The 16,276-nt window shown below is 40.6% G+C and carries 17 protein-coding genes; 12 read left to right on the top strand and 5 right to left on the bottom strand.

Going from position 1 to position 16,276, the window contains the following annotated elements:
* Nucleotides 1-74: 74 nt before the first annotated feature.
* The gene (locus tag ABDZ53_RS05275) at nucleotides 75-491 is read right to left on the bottom strand and encodes a GNAT family N-acetyltransferase (RefSeq protein ID WP_343754547.1); all 417 of its coding nucleotides are present in this window, start codon (nucleotides 489-491) and stop codon (nucleotides 75-77) included.
* A gap of 110 nt (nucleotides 492-601) precedes the next feature.
* Here ABDZ53_RS05275 and ABDZ53_RS05270 point away from each other — a divergent pair, with 110 nt between their 5' ends.
* The 7 genes from ABDZ53_RS05270 to ABDZ53_RS05240 all read left to right on the top strand — a co-directional run bounded on the left by ABDZ53_RS05270 (nucleotide 602) and on the right by ABDZ53_RS05240 (nucleotide 7,301).
* The gene (locus ABDZ53_RS05270; RefSeq protein ID WP_343754546.1) at nucleotides 602-1,426 is read left to right on the top strand and encodes an SMP-30/gluconolactonase/LRE family protein; all 825 of its coding nucleotides are present in this window, start codon (nucleotides 602-604) and stop codon (nucleotides 1,424-1,426) included.
* 118 nt (nucleotides 1,427-1,544) lie between these two features.
* Complete coding sequence (locus ABDZ53_RS05265) at nucleotides 1,545-1,922, top strand: GntR family transcriptional regulator (RefSeq protein WP_343754545.1); 378 nt, start codon at nucleotides 1,545-1,547, stop codon at nucleotides 1,920-1,922.
* A gap of 3 nt (nucleotides 1,923-1,925) precedes the next feature.
* Complete coding sequence (locus tag ABDZ53_RS05260) at nucleotides 1,926-3,041, top strand: DUF1648 domain-containing protein (RefSeq protein WP_343754544.1); 1,116 nt, start codon at nucleotides 1,926-1,928, stop codon at nucleotides 3,039-3,041.
* A 17-nt stretch (nucleotides 3,042-3,058) separates the two neighbouring features.
* A complete protein-coding gene (locus tag ABDZ53_RS05255) occupies nucleotides 3,059-3,262 on the top strand; it encodes a PLD nuclease N-terminal domain-containing protein (protein ID WP_343754543.1) in 204 nt (67 codons plus the stop codon).
* Entirely contained in the window at nucleotides 3,262-4,179 is a 918-nt protein-coding gene (locus tag ABDZ53_RS05250; protein ID WP_343754542.1) for an ABC transporter ATP-binding protein, read from the top strand. Before ABDZ53_RS05255 ends, ABDZ53_RS05250 begins: the two co-directional genes overlap by 1 nt.
* Nucleotides 4,176-4,943: an ABC-2 transporter permease gene (locus tag ABDZ53_RS05245; protein ID WP_343754541.1), complete on the top strand. Its 768-nt coding sequence runs from the start codon at nucleotides 4,176-4,178 to the stop codon at nucleotides 4,941-4,943. Before ABDZ53_RS05250 ends, ABDZ53_RS05245 begins: the two co-directional genes overlap by 4 nt.
* 282 nt (nucleotides 4,944-5,225) lie before the next feature.
* On the top strand, nucleotides 5,226-7,301 hold the full coding sequence (locus tag ABDZ53_RS05240) for a catalase (protein WP_343754540.1): 2,076 nt from the start codon (nucleotides 5,226-5,228) through the stop codon (nucleotides 7,299-7,301).
* A gap of 449 nt (nucleotides 7,302-7,750) precedes the next feature.
* Here ABDZ53_RS05240 and ABDZ53_RS05235 read toward each other — a convergent pair whose 3' ends face one another.
* A complete protein-coding gene (locus tag ABDZ53_RS05235) occupies nucleotides 7,751-8,251 on the bottom strand; it encodes a hypothetical protein (RefSeq protein ID WP_343754539.1) in 501 nt (166 codons plus the stop codon).
* A gap of 242 nt (nucleotides 8,252-8,493) precedes the next feature.
* On the opposite strand from ABDZ53_RS05235, the gene ABDZ53_RS05230 reads away from it, so the two are divergent.
* A complete protein-coding gene (locus ABDZ53_RS05230) occupies nucleotides 8,494-9,021 on the top strand; it encodes a cupin domain-containing protein (protein WP_343754538.1) in 528 nt (175 codons plus the stop codon).
* 43 nt (nucleotides 9,022-9,064) lie between these two features.
* On the opposite strand, the gene pulA is transcribed toward ABDZ53_RS05230, so the two are convergent.
* From pulA to ABDZ53_RS05215, 3 genes are all read right to left on the bottom strand, one after another.
* Nucleotides 9,065-11,053 (bottom strand): type I pullulanase, encoded by a 1,989-nt coding sequence (gene pulA / locus ABDZ53_RS05225; protein WP_343754537.1) that lies wholly within the window; start codon nucleotides 11,051-11,053, stop codon nucleotides 9,065-9,067.
* 107 nt (nucleotides 11,054-11,160) lie between these two features.
* Nucleotides 11,161-11,754: a TVP38/TMEM64 family protein gene (locus ABDZ53_RS05220; protein WP_343754536.1), complete on the bottom strand. Its 594-nt coding sequence runs from the start codon at nucleotides 11,752-11,754 to the stop codon at nucleotides 11,161-11,163.
* Between the two features lie 83 nt (nucleotides 11,755-11,837).
* Nucleotides 11,838-12,488, bottom strand: coding sequence for a metal-dependent transcriptional regulator (locus ABDZ53_RS05215; RefSeq protein ID WP_343754535.1), 651 nt, complete (start codon nucleotides 12,486-12,488; stop codon nucleotides 11,838-11,840).
* Between the two features lie 175 nt (nucleotides 12,489-12,663).
* Here ABDZ53_RS05215 and ABDZ53_RS05210 point away from each other — a divergent pair, with 175 nt between their 5' ends.
* Genes ABDZ53_RS05210 through ABDZ53_RS05195 form a run of 4 tightly spaced genes read left to right on the top strand, consistent with a single transcriptional unit; the run spans nucleotide 12,664 to nucleotide 16,217 of the window.
* On the top strand, nucleotides 12,664-13,602 hold the full coding sequence (locus ABDZ53_RS05210; RefSeq protein ID WP_343754534.1) for a metal ABC transporter solute-binding protein, Zn/Mn family: 939 nt from the start codon (nucleotides 12,664-12,666) through the stop codon (nucleotides 13,600-13,602).
* A gap of 29 nt (nucleotides 13,603-13,631) precedes the next feature.
* The gene (locus ABDZ53_RS05205) at nucleotides 13,632-14,396 is read left to right on the top strand and encodes a metal ABC transporter ATP-binding protein (protein ID WP_343754533.1); all 765 of its coding nucleotides are present in this window, start codon (nucleotides 13,632-13,634) and stop codon (nucleotides 14,394-14,396) included.
* The gene (locus ABDZ53_RS05200) at nucleotides 14,389-15,315 is read left to right on the top strand and encodes a metal ABC transporter permease (RefSeq protein ID WP_343754532.1); all 927 of its coding nucleotides are present in this window, start codon (nucleotides 14,389-14,391) and stop codon (nucleotides 15,313-15,315) included. The genes ABDZ53_RS05205 and ABDZ53_RS05200 overlap by 8 nt, the downstream gene beginning before the upstream one ends.
* Nucleotides 15,312-16,217: a metal ABC transporter permease gene (locus tag ABDZ53_RS05195; protein WP_343754531.1), complete on the top strand. Its 906-nt coding sequence runs from the start codon at nucleotides 15,312-15,314 to the stop codon at nucleotides 16,215-16,217. The genes ABDZ53_RS05200 and ABDZ53_RS05195 overlap by 4 nt, the downstream gene beginning before the upstream one ends.
* Nucleotides 16,218-16,276: the final 59 nt, after the last annotated feature.

The following is a 16,276-nucleotide window of genomic DNA, read 5'->3' as shown; positions in this document are numbered from 1 at the left end:
ATTCAGAACTGAAAAAGTAATGGCTACGCACTATCCCAAAAGGGCGAAGGCGTAGCCGAAGCTTTTTTTAACACTTACAGACTAAAATCATATCGGACAAAGGCCACTCCGTTCAATTGCTGAATGGCTTTGAAGCCGACACTTTGGTAGAAAGCTTTGGTGCTCTCAGTATCATCCGTGATTAAAACCATTTGCCTAATGGATGCATTGTCTGCTATCACTCTTTCCATCAGTTCTTTTCCAATACCTCGTCTCTGAAAGTCAGGATGGACAAGAATATCTTGAATATATAAGATGGAAGCTCCATCACCAATCGTCCGGATTAGACCCACCAAACGCTCGCCTTTCCATGCGCTGATGTAGTAATAGGAGCCGGCTAATAGTTCTTTCATTTTTTCAGGATGATCAGTATAGCCTGTCCATTTAACGCTAGCGTACAAATCAGTTAAGGTATCAACCGAAATAGAATCATTCACTTTGTATTGAATCATGGGTTCACTCCTTTATGGCTCATTTTATCATATAATGGCAATGATTGGAGAAGAGCTGTCATAATCGGTATAGTATAAATAGACACTTAATTTGGAAAGGGTTGAATGACATGACTCATGATTTGAAACCGGAATTGGTTTACTATGCTGGAAACAGCTTATTGGAGGGACCGCTTTGGGATGACGAGCATCAGCTCTTATATTTTGTATCGATTTCAGATAACGTGATTTATCAGTTCAATGAAGAGACGACAGAAATTCAATCGTATGTAACGAGCGGACCAGTCGGAGCAGCGGTGCTAGATAAGAATGGACACATTTTGGCAGCTGAAAAAGAGGGCATTTATTCCATAGACCCGGAAACGAAAGAGCGCACGTTTGTGGTTCAGCCAAATGAAGATGGACGTCTACGCTACAACGACGGAAAAATGGACCCAAGAGGGCGTTTTTTAATAGGGACAATGGGCTACGAAGAAGTGATTGAAGGAGCTGCTCAATTGTTTGTCGTTGAAGGGGATAGCTATAAAGAAATCTTATCAGATTTATCAATAGCGAATGGTCTCGGCTGGTCTAAAGACGGGAAAACTTTCTATCATATCGATACGCCCACTAAAAAAGTCAGACAGTTTGATTATGATTTAGAAACGGCTGAACTATCTAATGAACGGACAGCAGTCGAAATTACAGATGGTGGTTCACCGGATGGTATGTGCGTAGATGTGGATGAGAATATATGGGTAGCCGAATACGGAGGCAAGCGCATATGTAAATGGGACCCTAAAACAGGAGAACAGCTGATTGAGATTCCTATGCCTGTTTCCAACATCACCTCGTGCTGTTTAGGGGGAGTAGATAAAGAGTATCTCTATATCACGACTGCAAAAGAAGACGGCGAACCCCTGTCAGGTGGATTGTTTAGAGTGAAAATCAGATAACGAGCAAGAAAGACTTCTTTTAAAAAGGAGTCTTTTTTTTGAATCAAAATATTTTAGTAGTCAAAATCTGAAATTAGTGTTATACTTGTTATATAACAAACGGACGGGAGTGACTCATATGTTTATCGAAATTGATACGGTAAGTCCGGAACCTATATACACTCAATTAATAAAGCAATTAAAAAAAGCGATTGTAAAAGGTGAAATCGAAAAAGGAGAGCTGTTGCCTAGTGTTAGACAGCTGGCAGGTGATTTAGGAGTGAATATGCATACAGTGAATAAAGCATATAACCTACTAGTAGATGATACTATCTTAGTGAAGAGCCAGAGAGGGTATATGATTAATCCATCAAATGAGAAACCATTAGACTTGGAAGGTCAGATGCAAGCCAGAATAGAAGATTTATTGGTGGACATTTACATTCATGAAATACCTTCTGAAAAAGTAAAAAAATGGACAGAACAGATATCCAACGAATTAAAAAAGGAGTGGTAAGACATGTGGGTATTCAGTATTTTAATGTTTTTTATATTTATCATTATGGGGATCACGACAGGATTAACCCCTCTCTTTAGTCGTCAAGCCACGCCATTTGGGGTAGCTGTGGCCGGGAAACATACTTTCGTTGAAAAACAGAAGAAGAGATTTGCCTTATGGAATGTATCAGCCAGTGTCGTACTCGGCCTGCCTCTGTTTCTCATTCCCTTCATGGAGGATGCAGAAAGAGCAGAATGGGCATCAGCCATCTATGTGACCGCAGGAATGGGTGTCTTTTTATTTTTTTCATTCATTTTATACTTGAAGTTTAGAAGCAACATCTTGAAATGGAAACAGAGCCTGCCAGAAGTGGAACAGAAGAAAGCTAAAAGAGTCGTCGTTGATATGAATTACCATCAAAAGTTAAAAGCAAAAAGCCACGCTACTTTCTTTATATGGCAGCTGGCCATTATACTCATTCCGGTTATTCTGGCATTCGCTTTCTATGACCGGATACCAGAAGAAATTCCTATTCATTGGGATAGTCAATTTGAAGTAACACGCACGATTTCAAAGAGTATATGGGGAATATTGGCTCTTCCTGGCATCCAAGTGCTGATGATCCCGGTATTTAATTACAGTAATCATGCCATAGTGAGATCCAAGCAGCGGCTGTCTCCTCTCGATCCAAAAGAAGCCAGTGAAAAAAGCAGACGGTTTCGTGAAGCTTGGTCGAACTTTACTTTTGGCATAACGATAGCGACTCAATTACTCCTATCATCCTTGTTTTTATATTCTTTATTTAGTCAAGCCCGATTCAACTGGTTTTTAATTACTGTAATTATACTTTATCTCTTATTTACAGTAGGTGGAACGCTTTATTTGACTCTTAAATATGGTCAGGCTGGAGAAAAACTGTTGGAAGAAGAAGAGCAGTACTATGAGGATCCGGACGAAGAATCGCAGTGGGTATACGGCATCTTTTATTACAACAAAGAAGATCCTTCTGTTTTCGTGGAAAAACGCTTTGGAATAGGATCAACGCTTAACTTGGCCCGTTGGCAATCCTGGTTAGTTGTAGTAGGTATCGTGTTGTTCATCGTATTAACTATCGTTTGGAGTATCACACTCACTTAAAAAAGGAGAATCAGACCATGGCTTCAGAAATTATGAACTTTTTACCCATCATCTTGCCGCTACTCGTCTTGCAATTGATTTTACTGGTTGTAGCGATTGTTCACTTAGTTAAAAATGATCGATTAGATCAAACCCATAAACTCATTTGGGCATTAGTGATTGTGTTCGTTAATATTATCGGACCGATTTTGTATCTTATTTTCGGAAGGAAAGATGACTGATGACTATACTGGAAGTGACTAACGTCTCAAAGTCATTTGGTTCTCAAAAAGTATTGGATGGGATTTCTTTTTCTGTCCCTAAAGGATCGGTTTATGGATTTATAGGCAAAAATGGTGCGGGGAAAACCACCACAATGAATATTGCTTTGGGCTTGTTAAAAGCTGACGAGGGTGAGATAACCATACAAGGGCAGACCGTTCGCTATGGTGAAACAGAGACGAATAAGCTGGTCGGTTATTTACCAGATGTTCCCGAATTCTATCCCTTTTTAACTGCTAGAGAGTATTTGAAACTGTGTGCGGATATTAGTGGAATGGATGCTAAGGAAGCTAAACAGAAAATAACCGAATTACTTGAAATGGTTGGATTGGATGATTCGAAAAAGAGAATTAAAACGTACTCCCGGGGGATGAAGCAGCGGTTAGGTATTGCGCAAGCTTTGATAAACGATCCCGTCTTACTCATCTGTGATGAACCGACATCCGCTTTAGACCCTGTTGGAAGAAAGCAGTTGCTCTCAATTTTAAGAAAAGTAAAAGATAAAACCACAGTTATTTTCTCTACGCATATTCTATCAGACGTGGAAAGTATTTGTGATGAGGTAGCCATACTAAATAACGGAAAGATAGTCACACAAGGCACTCTTTCTGAGTTGAAAAGTCAGGTGACATCAGAAAAAATCGCTGTCTTATTTGAAAAGGAAACAGATGCCAGTCACATAAGAGAAATATGGGAGAGTCTCTCTATTTTTTCAGAAATAGAACACTCTACTCTTTTGCTTGAAGGCACAACGACTGACACCAAACAGGCAATGGCTCTCACACTAGACTGGTTAACGAAAGAATCCATCACACCTAAAAAAATCGAGACGAAAGAAGCCAGCATGGACGATGTCTTTTTGGAGGCGATCAAATGAAAGGATTCAGCGCCTTTTTAGGAAAAGAAGTCAAAGAACAGCTCAGAAATTACAAATTTCTTATACTAGGCATTGTGTTTGCTATTGTCGGCTTGCTTAGTCCGTTAAGTTCCAAGTTTCTACCGGTGCTTTTGGAAAGCTTAGTGGATGATAACATTACCATATTATTAGAGGATCCCACTTATATTGATTCATGGATTCAGTTCTTTTCCAATACCAATCAAATAAGTATCATTGTTCTCTTATTACTTTTTAGCCCCATTCTTTCAAAGGAATATGAAAAAGGCTCATTGGTTCATATGGTAACAAAAGGCTTATCTCGACAAAGCATAGTGCTGGCTAAGGGTACTTTGCTGTTCTTCTGCTGGACAGTGGCTTATTGGATGAGTGGCCTGATCACGTGGGGCTACACCCATTATTATTTCTCGGATAGTACAGCAGAGGGACTCTTTTTACCCCTCTTTAGTTTATACAGTTTCGGTTTATTATTATTAGCCGTCTTATTATTAGGAGCGGTTTTATTCAATAGTGCCTTTGTGCCATTACTAACGGTCGGCGGCTTTGTCATTGTCAGTTTTCTAGCGGATATTGTTCCGGTGATACATGAATGGAACCCGCTACAACTAGCGACAAGAAATACCGAAATCCTTGTTTTACAAGAAGGGGATCGGTTATTAGCTCAAGCTATGGGAGTGAGCTACTTCATCTGTATAGGATTGGTTATTCTATCTATAGTCATTTTCAGACGTAAAAATATAGCCTAAATCAAAAAGTCAGTCTTTTAGACACGATTTTAATATAACCCCCCTTAAGAGTAATTAATTTTCATTTAAAGGCGATAAAACTCAGTTTATCCCCCTTCGTAAGTATATGACTATCGTGAAGGGCGATTATCTCATTAATTAACTCCTTTCGCATGTGTTTCTTACAGTGAAGGGAGTTAATTTTTAATTCAAAAAATAATAAAACACAAGATGTATTCTTTGGCTAGACAACTTTTATAATGGTAACTTTAAATTGACCATATTTATGAAAGGATGAGTGCCTTGGATAAAAATAGGGAGCAAATGGATAAGCAGACAAGTAGAGGAGAGCAGCAGGATAATTCAAATAAGAAGCAGGAGCAATTGGATCAGTTTCGAATTGATGATACCAAAGGAGATTTAACAACAAATCAAGGGTTGAAAATGTCAGAAGATGAGTTTTCACTAAAGGCAGGCGAACGCGGTCCGACTCTAATGGAGGATTTTCATTTCAGAGAAAAGATGACCCACTTTGACCATGAGCGTATTCCTGAACGTGTGGTGCATGCTCGTGGATTCGGAGCGCATGGGGTTTTTGAAGCCTATGGGACAGCAGAACCGTACTCTAAAGCTAAATTTTTGAAAAAAGGAAAGAAAACTCCCGTTTTTGTCCGTTTTTCAACTGTTCAAGGATTTAGGGGATCAAACGATACCGTCAGGGACACTCGTGGATTTGCGACTAAGTTTTATACAGAAGAAGGGAACTATGATTTTGTAGCGAACAATATGCCGGTGTTCTTTATCCAAGATGCCATTAAGTTTCCTGATGTTGTACACGCTATCAAGCCAGAACCTCGAAATGAAATACCACAAGCAACAGCTGCGCATAATACGTTCTGGGACTTTGTAGCTAATAATACGGAGAGTGCCCACCACGTCATCTGGAATATGTCACCAAGGGCTCTGCCTCGAAGTTACCGAATGATGGAAGGCTTCGGTGTGCATACTTTCCGATTTGTCAATGATGAGGGAAAAGGGACATTCGTAAAAATGTTCTGGAAACCCAAACTCGGCGCTCACTCACTTGTCTTTGAAGAAGCTCAAATGATAGCTGGAAACGACCCAGATTTTAATCGAAAAGATTTATTTGAAGCAATCGAAGGCGGTAACTATCCAGAATGGGAGTTGGGTGTTCAACTCATTCCTGAAGAAGATGAACACAAATTTGACTTCGATTTACTTGACCCGACAAAACTGGTTCCAGAAGAAGATGTGCCAGTGACACCCATTGGAAAAATGACTCTGAACCGAAATGTCGATAATCATTTTGCAGAAACAGAACAGGTGGCTTTTCATCCTGGACACGTCGTACCAGGAATCGATTTCACCAATGATCCCCTACTTCAAGGACGACTCTTCTCCTATACAGACACTCAATTGATTCGATTAGGCGGGCCTAACTTCCATGAATTACCTATCAACCGTCCAATTAACGGCTTTACAAACCATCAACGGGATGGATACAACCGAATAGCTATCAATACGTCTAATACGGCTTACCGCCATAACTCTATAAATAATAATAAGCCAGACGTTGCTTCACCAGAAGACGGGGGATACGAGCATTATCAAGAAAAAGTGGAAGGACGAAAAGTGCGTGCTCGAAGTGATAGTTTTAAAGATCACTATACACAAGTGAAGTTGTTCTGGAATTCAATGAGCAAGCGGGAGAAAGATCATATTGTATCCGCATACAGTTTTGAGTTAGGCAAGTGTGATATGCCGATACGAGAAATGAATATCAAAGTATTATCAAACGTAGACTTGGAACTCGCTCAACGCATAGCTAAAAATATCGGCGTGACCCCACCGGAATCAGGCGGACTGGATTATGATAAATCCTCCCCCGCTTTAAGTCAGGATAATACGCCACATATGCCAGATACTTTAAAAGTAGGCGTACTGATTGATGATGGCTTTAACGATGAAGAAGTCCAACGCCATTTAGAGGCTTTTGCTTCTGCTAATTTACAGTCCGTTATTGTGAGTGAAGACCAGAATCCGGTGAAAGGGGCAAATGGTACGGAGTTGGAAGTGGAACACACCTTTGACACGACAGATGCGGTATTATTGGATGCCTTGTATGTCGTCGGTGGTCCCGATTTATCCAAAGACTTTGTAAAAGAAACGGTTAAATTCCTACAGAAAGCTTTTGATCACTTCAAACCGATTGGAGCGACACAAGCCGGCATCCCTTTCTTAAGAGAAGGAAATATGCTCGACCATGAAGGCGTTATAACAACTGAAAACACTAATGATTTCTCTACTGATTTTATAGAAGCTATGACAAAACATCGTTTCTGGTATAGAGAAGTGTAAATCGACTCAAAAAAATTCACAGTTAAAAATGAATCCCCCTTAAAGTTGACTGTCAGGTCCAACTTTAAGGGGGATTGTTTCATTACATAAGGGTTTAAGATATTTTAATAGTTAGCCTTATAGTTTGTTACTTATAAAAGTTAAAAAAAGAACCATATCATATGAGTGTCAAAAAAACATCTGAATGAGGGGCAAAAGGGCTAACCCTATCATATGAACGTCTGAAAATTCGTGGAATGATAAGGAAACCGTCTCACCCTATCATATGAACTTTTTTAAAACGACGGTATGAGGGAGAAAGGTAGTTTCATCATCATTCAGAATAAAAAAAAGCAGTCATATGAGGGTGAAACTTATTTATATGTTCGATAGCTGTAAAAAAGAGACAGACCGTTTAATTACAGGGCTGTCTCTCAAATCCAACGCATCAGGATGATTCTAAAGCTTCTTTAAGTGAACTGAACAAATATATCTAAACCGTAAGGCGCTTCGCCTTCAACAACTTCTTCTTTATCTTTGTCGTATTCTAAATAGGGGCCACCTGTCGCATAAACATAGGCAGTCAACAAGTATTTTTCTTGGTACTGTTGAACAGTCAAAGCATCTTCTTCTTTCAAGAATCCGAGGGGAATGCCTTCAATTGTAACTAGAACGCGTCCTTTTTCTTTATGAACAAAATCGACATTCAAAGTGGTGATCGCATCGAACTTATAGGCTCTAGAAGTTAAGGGTGTAAAATCCTCAGCGGTTTTTCCACCATAAAAGGTTTTAAAAGGATCCTCCTCTACCATTTTATCTACAATCTCTTTCACTGTTTGTGGATCGGCTTTTAAGTCACGGGCAGTAAACTTGGTTTCGTATTTTATCGATTCCTGCTCCGTTTCTTCCTCAGCAGGGGTAACTGGCTTGCTCTCTTTCTTTTTACCTTTTAAAAAGTCAAATAAACCCATTTCATCGATTCCTTTCTGATAGTTATAATTCACTTGTGCCTGAAGTCTGTACCTTAAGAATACTGAAATTCAGGTCTTTAGTCAATTCTGGAAGAATAAGCGAACTCTATACTTTACTAAATATAAAAATAAGAATGCAGGCCATTTAAAAAATAATCTCAGCATAATAGCTATTAGTTGACGTTTTTTATGGCGAGTGACACACTAAATGCGAAGGATATTTTACTTAAGGAGGCAATACAATGGTTGATTTACATCGATTAAGAGAAAACCCACCTTTTCCAAATTCTCCTTTGCCTGTTTTGTTTTATCCAAAGGTTCTGGATGAATTTGTAGAAGGAGAGGATGCCGAAAAAGCAACAAAGAACTTATTAAAAGAAAATGGCTACACCAATGCTTGGACTGGCGGCATTCATGATTTTCATCATTTCCATTCCTATACTCATGAAGTGCTGGTCTGCTTAAGAGGGAAGGCCACCGTTCAATTAGGAGGCCCTGGAGAAAAAGAGTTTTCCTTTAGTAAGGGTGACGTATTATTACTGCCTGCAGGAGTGGCCCATAAGTCCATCGACTCTACAGATGACTTTGAAATAGTGGGAGCTTATCCGAATGGAATCGACTTTGATATGCAAAAAGGTGATGAAGACAATTATGAAACCATTCAGCAGCGCGCCAATGATGTCCCTGTTCCTGAAAAAGATCCTTTGACAGGGAGTGACGGAGCGGTTCAGGCATACTGGGACTTAACAAAAGGGTCAGAATTTGACTAAGAAAAAAACAAGAGGCCGAATCCGGTTCTCTTGTTTTTTCTGATTATTTAGCGACCATAATGAGAACTTCCCGTGGATTAATTATGAATTGATTACCTAAAACAGTCCCTAGAGGCTGCAGGCCAGCTGTGTGCCTGTTAGCAATAATGGTCCATTCTTTAGGAAGAGGGTAGCTGCTTCTCAAAGCCACTCGGTCAGGCTGCATATTTGTATTGATCACGACGGCCATCATTTTCCAATCACCCTCATCTAATACATTAGGAATAGTATAAGCTATGAGGTTTTCTCTCAGCTGAGAAAAAGTAATGGCGTCCCCTGTTTGATTGCTGGGATCACGCAAAGGAGCGTAGGCTTTTCGAATACGAATCATCCCTTTGTAATATTCTAATAAATCTTTATTTTCATAAGTCCGTGTCCAGTCAAGCATATTCACATCAATAGAAGATTGGTAGCTGTTCTCATCTCCAAATTTAGTTCGACCCCACTCTTCTCCCGCTTGGAAAAAGATTCCTCCCAAAGAAGTAAACAAGACAGCGGCATTGATTTTATTAAGCTGAATTAAATCCAAGTCACGCCCATAAGAAGGGGTGTCTTTTTTAGTCAGAGCTAATTTATCGTAAAGAGTCAAATTATCATGAGCAGAAGCATACGTTACCACTTGAGTAGGGTTTCTCGCCCATTGCTTTTCATCGGGCAACTTGAATCGGCCAACATCTGACTGAGTATTAGCTAAAATACTGGCAATTAAATCCATGTTAGAATAATCGCTGTCATCGCGGCCATTCGCTCCCTGTAAAAAAGCGCCTTTTTTAGCATCAAAAACAGGCCCTTTAATCGCATCTCTAAACTCATCATTGAAAATAGCTATCCCATCCGCAAAATCACCAATATGGTACTTATCTGCGGGCTTATTCGGCTCATAAATAGCCACGCTTCCTGCATTCCAAGGCTCTCCGTAAAGTAAAACAGACTCGTATCCTCTCTCATTCAACGTTTTTCGAAGCTCATTCATCGTGTCCACATCATGAAGTCCCATCAAATCAAAACGGAAGCCATCTATATGATACTCTTCCACCCAGTATAAAACAGAATCAATCATGTGCTTGCGCATCATTTTCCGTTCACTGGCCGTCTCGTTTCCAGTACCCGAACCATTAGCTAAAGTTCCATCCTTATTCATCCGGTAATAATAATCGGGCACTGTGCGCTGGAAAACAGAATCCTCAAAAGAAAACGTATGGTTATATACCACATCTAAAATAACCCCAATGCCTTGTTTATGGAGGTGAGCGACCATATGTTTAAACTCTTTAATACGGGCTTTAGGGTCGCTTGGATCAGAAGAGTACTTTCCTTCTGGCACCATGTAATTTTTAGGGTCATATCCCCAATTGTACGCTTCGGATTGTTCGTCATTTTCAAAATCAAAAGCTGGAAGCAGGTGCACATAGTTGATGCCGAGTTCTTTAAGGTAAGATACCCCAGCTAGGTGTTCTGGGTCATCATTGACCCGTACATTATCTTCCGTAAAAGCGAGGTACTTGCCTCTGTTTGCTTTAGAAAATTGAGCCGATTCATCACTGGAAAAATCTTCCACGTGAATCTCCCATATGATAGCGTCAGTTATAGAGGAGACTGGCTCGAAAACATCTTTTTCCCAGCCTTCGGGATCGGTGTCATCTAAAGAGAGAATAGCTGAACGGTCTCCATTCAGCCCGACTGCTTTACTATAAACGTCAGCTGTTTCGACTGCCTCTTCATGATGAATAAAACTATAGGTATAAAAGAAGCCGTCCAAATCTTCATCAACTGTCGTTGTCCATACATTATCTTTCTGAATTAATTGTATTTTTTTGTAAACAGATGAGGTCTCGGCTGTTTCATAGAGATTGAGCCAGGCTTCCTTAGCGGTGGGGGACCACACTTTGAAAGTCGACTGCTCTTTTGAATAGGACAGACCTAAATCATCGTTTTCATATACTGTCCCTTCTAAATAAGGGATACGTTTTTCAATAGGATGACTCGCATGCATAGTATAAAATCCTTTCCGTCCTGTAGTATGGTAAGTATACCATGTAGCCTTGTCAAACCGTTAACAATCCAAACAAAAAAGCAACCCCACTCGGTTGCTTGTGATGCTTATAAGATGCCAATCCATTCAAGAATCGTGGTTAAGCCCAGACCGTAAATAACAATCGACGTGGGTTTCCCAAGGAGAATGAAAGCAATCACCTTTTTAGGCGACATATCGGATAAACCCGCTAAATAAGTAAAGATATTATCGGGAGCAAAGGGAACAAACATGACGATGGCAAACAGACGCTCGAATTTTTTCCCATTGGTTAGTTTATCTTCATACTTCTGAATCTTCTTTTGACTGACCAGCTTTCCAATGGCTCTTTCTCCGTATCGTTTAACGACTAAGTATGTCAGGATGGAGCCTAAGGAGATGCCTATATAACTATATAGATTACCAAAAACAGGACCGAACAGGACAATCCCTGCGGGGATAGTTATGGCAGATGGGAGTAAAGGGAGAAACACTTGAACCGTTTGAAGGACCGTAAACAGTAAAACGGAGTATATTCCGAAACTATTGACATATTCTACAAATTCCTCTTGAGATTCAAATGCACCAGCTTGCCAGGCAAAATAAACTAAAAATAAAGTCAACCCCAAACCTATCAAAGAAAGGGCATCTTTCCATTCCCATTTTTTTAAGATGTTTTCCATAACGGCTGCCTCATTTCGGTAAAGATAAGACTAGTGTATCAAATTTAGCGAAAAGAGTAGCGCGAGACGCTCTAAAAATGAGGTTAGACCTTTTCGACCAAAATTTTATGGGCTGCTTTATGTCCAATAATGGTTTGTTCTCCTGAGAGAGATTCGAGAGTGAGTGGCCCGTCGTAGGGTTCGCTGGCGACAAGCTTATATTCCTTTCCAAGAGACACTTGCTTTTGAAGTAAGTACTCTAAAAAATCCTGCTGATCATCCACTTCTTTAATTTTAAAGTGTTCACCCACTTCACATTCGATTAAAGGGGTTGACTTAATTTCAGGAATCGTCCCGTCCTTATTAGGGATAACGCCACCGTGCGGATCGAAAGTGGGTTCTTCTAAAAACACATTTAAGCGTTCAATGAGCAAATCAGACGACGCGTGTTCAAGCAAGTCCGCATCCGCATGGACTTCATTCCAATCATACCCTAATTTTTCTGCTAGAAATACTTCCCAAATTCGATGTTTCCTTTTCAATTGATTGGCTATACGCAATCCTTTTTCAGTCAGTTTGACTCCCTGGTAGGGGATATGAGTGATTAAATCTTCTTTTAACAACCGTGTGTTCATGTCGGTTACCGATGCAGCGGAGATAGAGAGACGTTGAACCAAGGATTTATTTGAAACCACCTCTTCTTCACCGCCTAGTTCATAGATTGCTTTGATGAAATCTTCTTTGTTGGGTGTCATGTACGTAGCCCCTTTTCTGTAGTCATATCATTTTTACCATAGTTTGACTCAATCTGTCAAAGTCCTTTAAACCCGGCTGATTATGGTTGACTAAAATATATTTTTAGTATAGACTAAAAAACAAATGAATGCTACCTTTAAAATGAAGAATGAATAGATGAAGGCGATGATACCGATGAAACATGTATATAAATTAATATCCGGCCTACTCACTCTCTTTATACTAGCGGGCTGCCAGGTGACTCCGCCTACAGAAGAGGCAACCGATTCTGGCTTGTCCGTTGTAGCGACCACTTCGATGATAGCTGATTTAGCCCATCGTGTGGGAGGAGAACATGTCACCGTCACTGGCTTAATGGGCCCTGGAGTAGACCCCCATGATTACCAGCCCTCAACATCCGATGTGATAAAAATGGGAGAAGCAGACGTCGTGATTTATAACGGCTTATCTTTAGAAGAGCGATTTGTCGAAGTCTTTGACTCACTTAGTGAACGGGGCGTACTATCCATTGTTGTAGCTGAGGGAATAAGTGAACGGGATTATAGGAATCCTGAAGAAGACGATGATTTAGAATACGACCCGCATATTTGGTTTAGTGTGCCGCATTGGCAAGAAGGAACGCAGCATGTAGCGGATCAACTGAGTGAAAAGGATCCTGAGAACGCTTCTGCATATCAGCAGAATGCGAAAGAGTATATAGAAGATTTAGAAGAATTAGATGCTTATATTCGAGAACGCATTGAAGAAGTTCCTGAACAGTCACGTTATTTAGTGACGGCTCACGATGCTTTTCAGTATTTTGGAGCAGAATATGGGTTTGAAGTTGTGGGACTGCAAGGATTAAATACTCAAACGGAAGCAGGGACAGGCGATATCAGTCGCTTGGCTGACTTTCTTGTTGAAAAAGAAATTCGAGCGGTTTTCGTAGAAAGTTCTGTATCTCCTAGAAATATAGAAGCACTGATTGAAGCGGCAGGCAGCCGAGGTCATGAGGTCACGAATGCTGGAGAATTGTATTCTGATGCCTTAGGAAGCGCAGAAGAGAATGCAGAGACGTATATAAAAATGTACACATCCAATATTGATACGATAGTGGATGCCTTAAAAGACTGAAATCAGATAACTAGAAAGAAGGAAATGACGTGGAAAAGAGTTCAGCCATTACAATTAATCGACTGACTGTGGCTTATGATGCCCGACCTGTTTTGTGGAATATAACAGCCTCTCTGCCTAAAGGTCAGCTAAGTGCTATTATTGGGCCAAATGGAGCTGGAAAGTCGACCCTCATTAAATCGATGGTGGACTTTATCAAACCTATTACAGGTACCGTTTCATTTCAGACAGATGGGAAAAACAGCCAATCTTACCAAGAAGTAAAAGACAGGCTGGCTTACGTTCCCCAAAATACAACAGTCGATTGGGATTTCCCAACGACTGTCATGGATGTCGTCTTGATGGGACGATATGGGAAATTAGGCTGGTTTAAGCGTCCAAAGAAAAAAGACAGAGAAATAGCCAAGCAGATGCTCATGAAAGTCGGCCTGCCTACTTTTGCGGACCGGCAGATCAGTCAGTTATCAGGTGGGCAAAGGCAAAGAGTGTTTTTGGCACGGGCTTTGGCGCAGGAAGCCGATATTTATATTATGGATGAACCGCTCTCGGGTGTGGACATGAAAACAGAGCGGATTATCATGAAGCTACTAAGAGAATTAGTGAATGAGGGAAAAAGTGTCGTGGTGGTCCACCATGATTTACAGACCGTTGAAGAGTATTTTGATTACGTGCTGTTGATTAATCAGGAAGTAGTAGGAGCGGGTCCTGTGGAAACGACTTTCACTGAAGAGCTGATTAATGAAACCTATCATCAAGACCGTAATCTTGGAGAGGTGAGCCGTAGCGATGTTTAATCAATTGAGTGCCTTGCTTACGGATTATACGTTTCAAGTAGTCGCCTTGGGGACTGGTTTTTTAGGCTTATTGAGCGGGGTTATCGGCACTTATGCCACCTTGCGAAAAGAAAGCTTGTTAGGAGATGCTCTTAGTCATGCTTCTCTCCCGGGTATTGGCATAGCCTTTCTCATTGTTCAGCAAAAAGATTTAATTTTACTGCTTTTAGGAGCTGTTTTTTCTGGAATGATAGCTACAGTGATTATTCAAGTGATGAGCCGTAAAACAGTGGTAAAGCTAGATAGTGCCCTTTCTTTAGTTTTATCGAGTTTTTTCGGTTTAGGCTTAGTCATTCTGTCAGCTATACAAAACAATCCTAATGCCCAGCAGGCTGGATTAACGAACTTTATCTTTGGTCAAGCGAGTGCCATGTTGTTGAGCGACATTCAGATGATCGCTGCAGTAGGTCTAGCGATGCTCATCTGTGTTTTGCTTTTATGGAAAGAGTTTAAGGTGATGACCTTTGACCCCTTGTTTGGAAAAACACTAAGTTTCTCCAGTCGCTTGGTTGAATTTATATTATCGACTTTAATTGTTGTGACGATTATTCTTGGGCTGGAATCTGTGGGAGTTATTTTGATAAGTGCCCTGCTTATAGGACCTTCTATCGCAGCAAGGCAGTGGAGTAATCGGTTGAGTGTCGTCATGATTATAGCTGCCATCATAGGTTTTTTATCCGGAGTGGCAGGAACGTTTATCAGTTCTATTGGCACCCAAATACCGACCGGACCAAGTATTGTTGTCGTTTTAAGCCTTATCGTCTTTTTCAGTTTGTTTTTCGCGCCTAAAAGAGGCATTTTGGCTAACCACTTAGCTTACAAGAGAAGACAAAGAGAGATAGTCCTGCAATTAGAAAAATGGGAGGAGGAACAGAGATGAGCATGTTAACTGAAATAACCATCATAGCTGTAGTGGTGGCTATAGCCTGTGCTCTTCCTGGAGTGTTTTTAGTGCTTAGAGGGACAACAATGATATCGGATGCGATAACCCATACAGTTTTGCTTGGTATCGTTCTCGCTTTCTTTGTGACGGAAGACCTGAACTCTCCCTTACTGACAATAGGAGCGACCCTTGTTGGAATTGCAACCGTGTGGATGATTGAAGCTCTGCAAGGAACGAAGCTCGTATCTAAGGATGCAGCCATCGGTATAGTTTTCCCCTTGTTTTTCAGTATAGCCGTCATATTAATCACTCAATATGCCGGAGATGTGCATCTAGATGAAGATGCGGTGTTAATGGGAGAGATAGCCTTTGCGCCCTTTAGACGACTGACTATCATGGGACTGGATTTCGGTCCGAAATCCCTCTGGATGATGGGAGCCATTCTGCTGATTAACAGCGCCTTTATTTTTCTGTTTTTTAAAGAACTGAAATTGACGACATTTGATGCGGCTTTTGCTGCATCCGTTGGCATTTCTCCTGTTCTGGTCCATTATGGATTAATGACGATTGTTTCTCTCACAGCAGTAGGAGCTTATGATTCTGTAGGGTCTATCTTAGTTGTTGGCTTTATGGTTGGGCCTGCGCTGACTGCTTATCTTCTGACCAATAAACTGACCAAAATGATTGGTTTATCCCTTGTGTTTGCTATCTTCAATAGTGTAGTAGGCGTCTGGTCAGCCTTTTTAATCGATACAACGATTTCTGGAATGATTGCTGTTGTAACAGGAGCAACCGCGTTGATTGTCTTTGTCATCTCACCTAAAAAAGGCTTAATCAAAGCATCTGTCAACCGTCACCGTGAACGAAAGAAAATGAATGAACAGTTGAATACGAATTAAAAAAACGGTGTTTGGCTGAGTAGTTTAACTCATTCCAAACACCGTATTTGATTCCTGCC

This window comes from Alkalibacterium iburiense, from assembly GCF_039521845.1.
Lineage (GTDB): Bacteria > Bacillota > Bacilli > Lactobacillales > Carnobacteriaceae_A > Alkalibacterium > Alkalibacterium iburiense.
The sequence above is the reverse complement of the archived record's forward strand: the minus strand, read 5'-3'. Positions and strand labels throughout refer to the sequence as shown.

Excerpts from the sequence above, each read along its gene's own strand:
- ABDZ53_RS05275 (WP_343754547.1), bottom strand. The coding sequence starts at position 491 with ATGATTCAATACAAAGTGAATGATTCTATTTCGGTTGATACCTTAACT.
- ABDZ53_RS05270 (WP_343754546.1), top strand. The coding sequence starts at position 602 with ATGACTCATGATTTGAAACCGGAATTGGTTTACTATGCTGGAAACAGC.
- ABDZ53_RS05265 (WP_343754545.1), top strand. The coding sequence starts at position 1,545 with ATGTTTATCGAAATTGATACGGTAAGTCCGGAACCTATATACACTCAA.
- ABDZ53_RS05260 (WP_343754544.1), top strand. The coding sequence starts at position 1,926 with ATGTGGGTATTCAGTATTTTAATGTTTTTTATATTTATCATTATGGGG.
- ABDZ53_RS05255 (WP_343754543.1), top strand. The coding sequence starts at position 3,059 with ATGGCTTCAGAAATTATGAACTTTTTACCCATCATCTTGCCGCTACTC.
- ABDZ53_RS05250 (WP_343754542.1), top strand. The coding sequence starts at position 3,262 with ATGACTATACTGGAAGTGACTAACGTCTCAAAGTCATTTGGTTCTCAA.
- ABDZ53_RS05245 (WP_343754541.1), top strand. The coding sequence starts at position 4,176 with ATGAAAGGATTCAGCGCCTTTTTAGGAAAAGAAGTCAAAGAACAGCTC.
- ABDZ53_RS05235 (WP_343754539.1), bottom strand. The coding sequence starts at position 8,251 with ATGGGTTTATTTGACTTTTTAAAAGGTAAAAAGAAAGAGAGCAAGCCA.
- ABDZ53_RS05230 (WP_343754538.1), top strand. The coding sequence starts at position 8,494 with ATGGTTGATTTACATCGATTAAGAGAAAACCCACCTTTTCCAAATTCT.
- pulA (WP_343754537.1), bottom strand. The coding sequence starts at position 11,053 with ATGCATGCGAGTCATCCTATTGAAAAACGTATCCCTTATTTAGAAGGG.
- ABDZ53_RS05220 (WP_343754536.1), bottom strand. The coding sequence starts at position 11,754 with ATGGAAAACATCTTAAAAAAATGGGAATGGAAAGATGCCCTTTCTTTG.
- ABDZ53_RS05215 (WP_343754535.1), bottom strand. The coding sequence starts at position 12,488 with ATGACACCCAACAAAGAAGATTTCATCAAAGCAATCTATGAACTAGGC.
- ABDZ53_RS05210 (WP_343754534.1), top strand. The coding sequence starts at position 12,664 with ATGAAACATGTATATAAATTAATATCCGGCCTACTCACTCTCTTTATA.
- ABDZ53_RS05200 (WP_343754532.1), top strand. The coding sequence starts at position 14,389 with ATGTTTAATCAATTGAGTGCCTTGCTTACGGATTATACGTTTCAAGTA.
- ABDZ53_RS05195 (WP_343754531.1), top strand. The coding sequence starts at position 15,312 with ATGAGCATGTTAACTGAAATAACCATCATAGCTGTAGTGGTGGCTATA.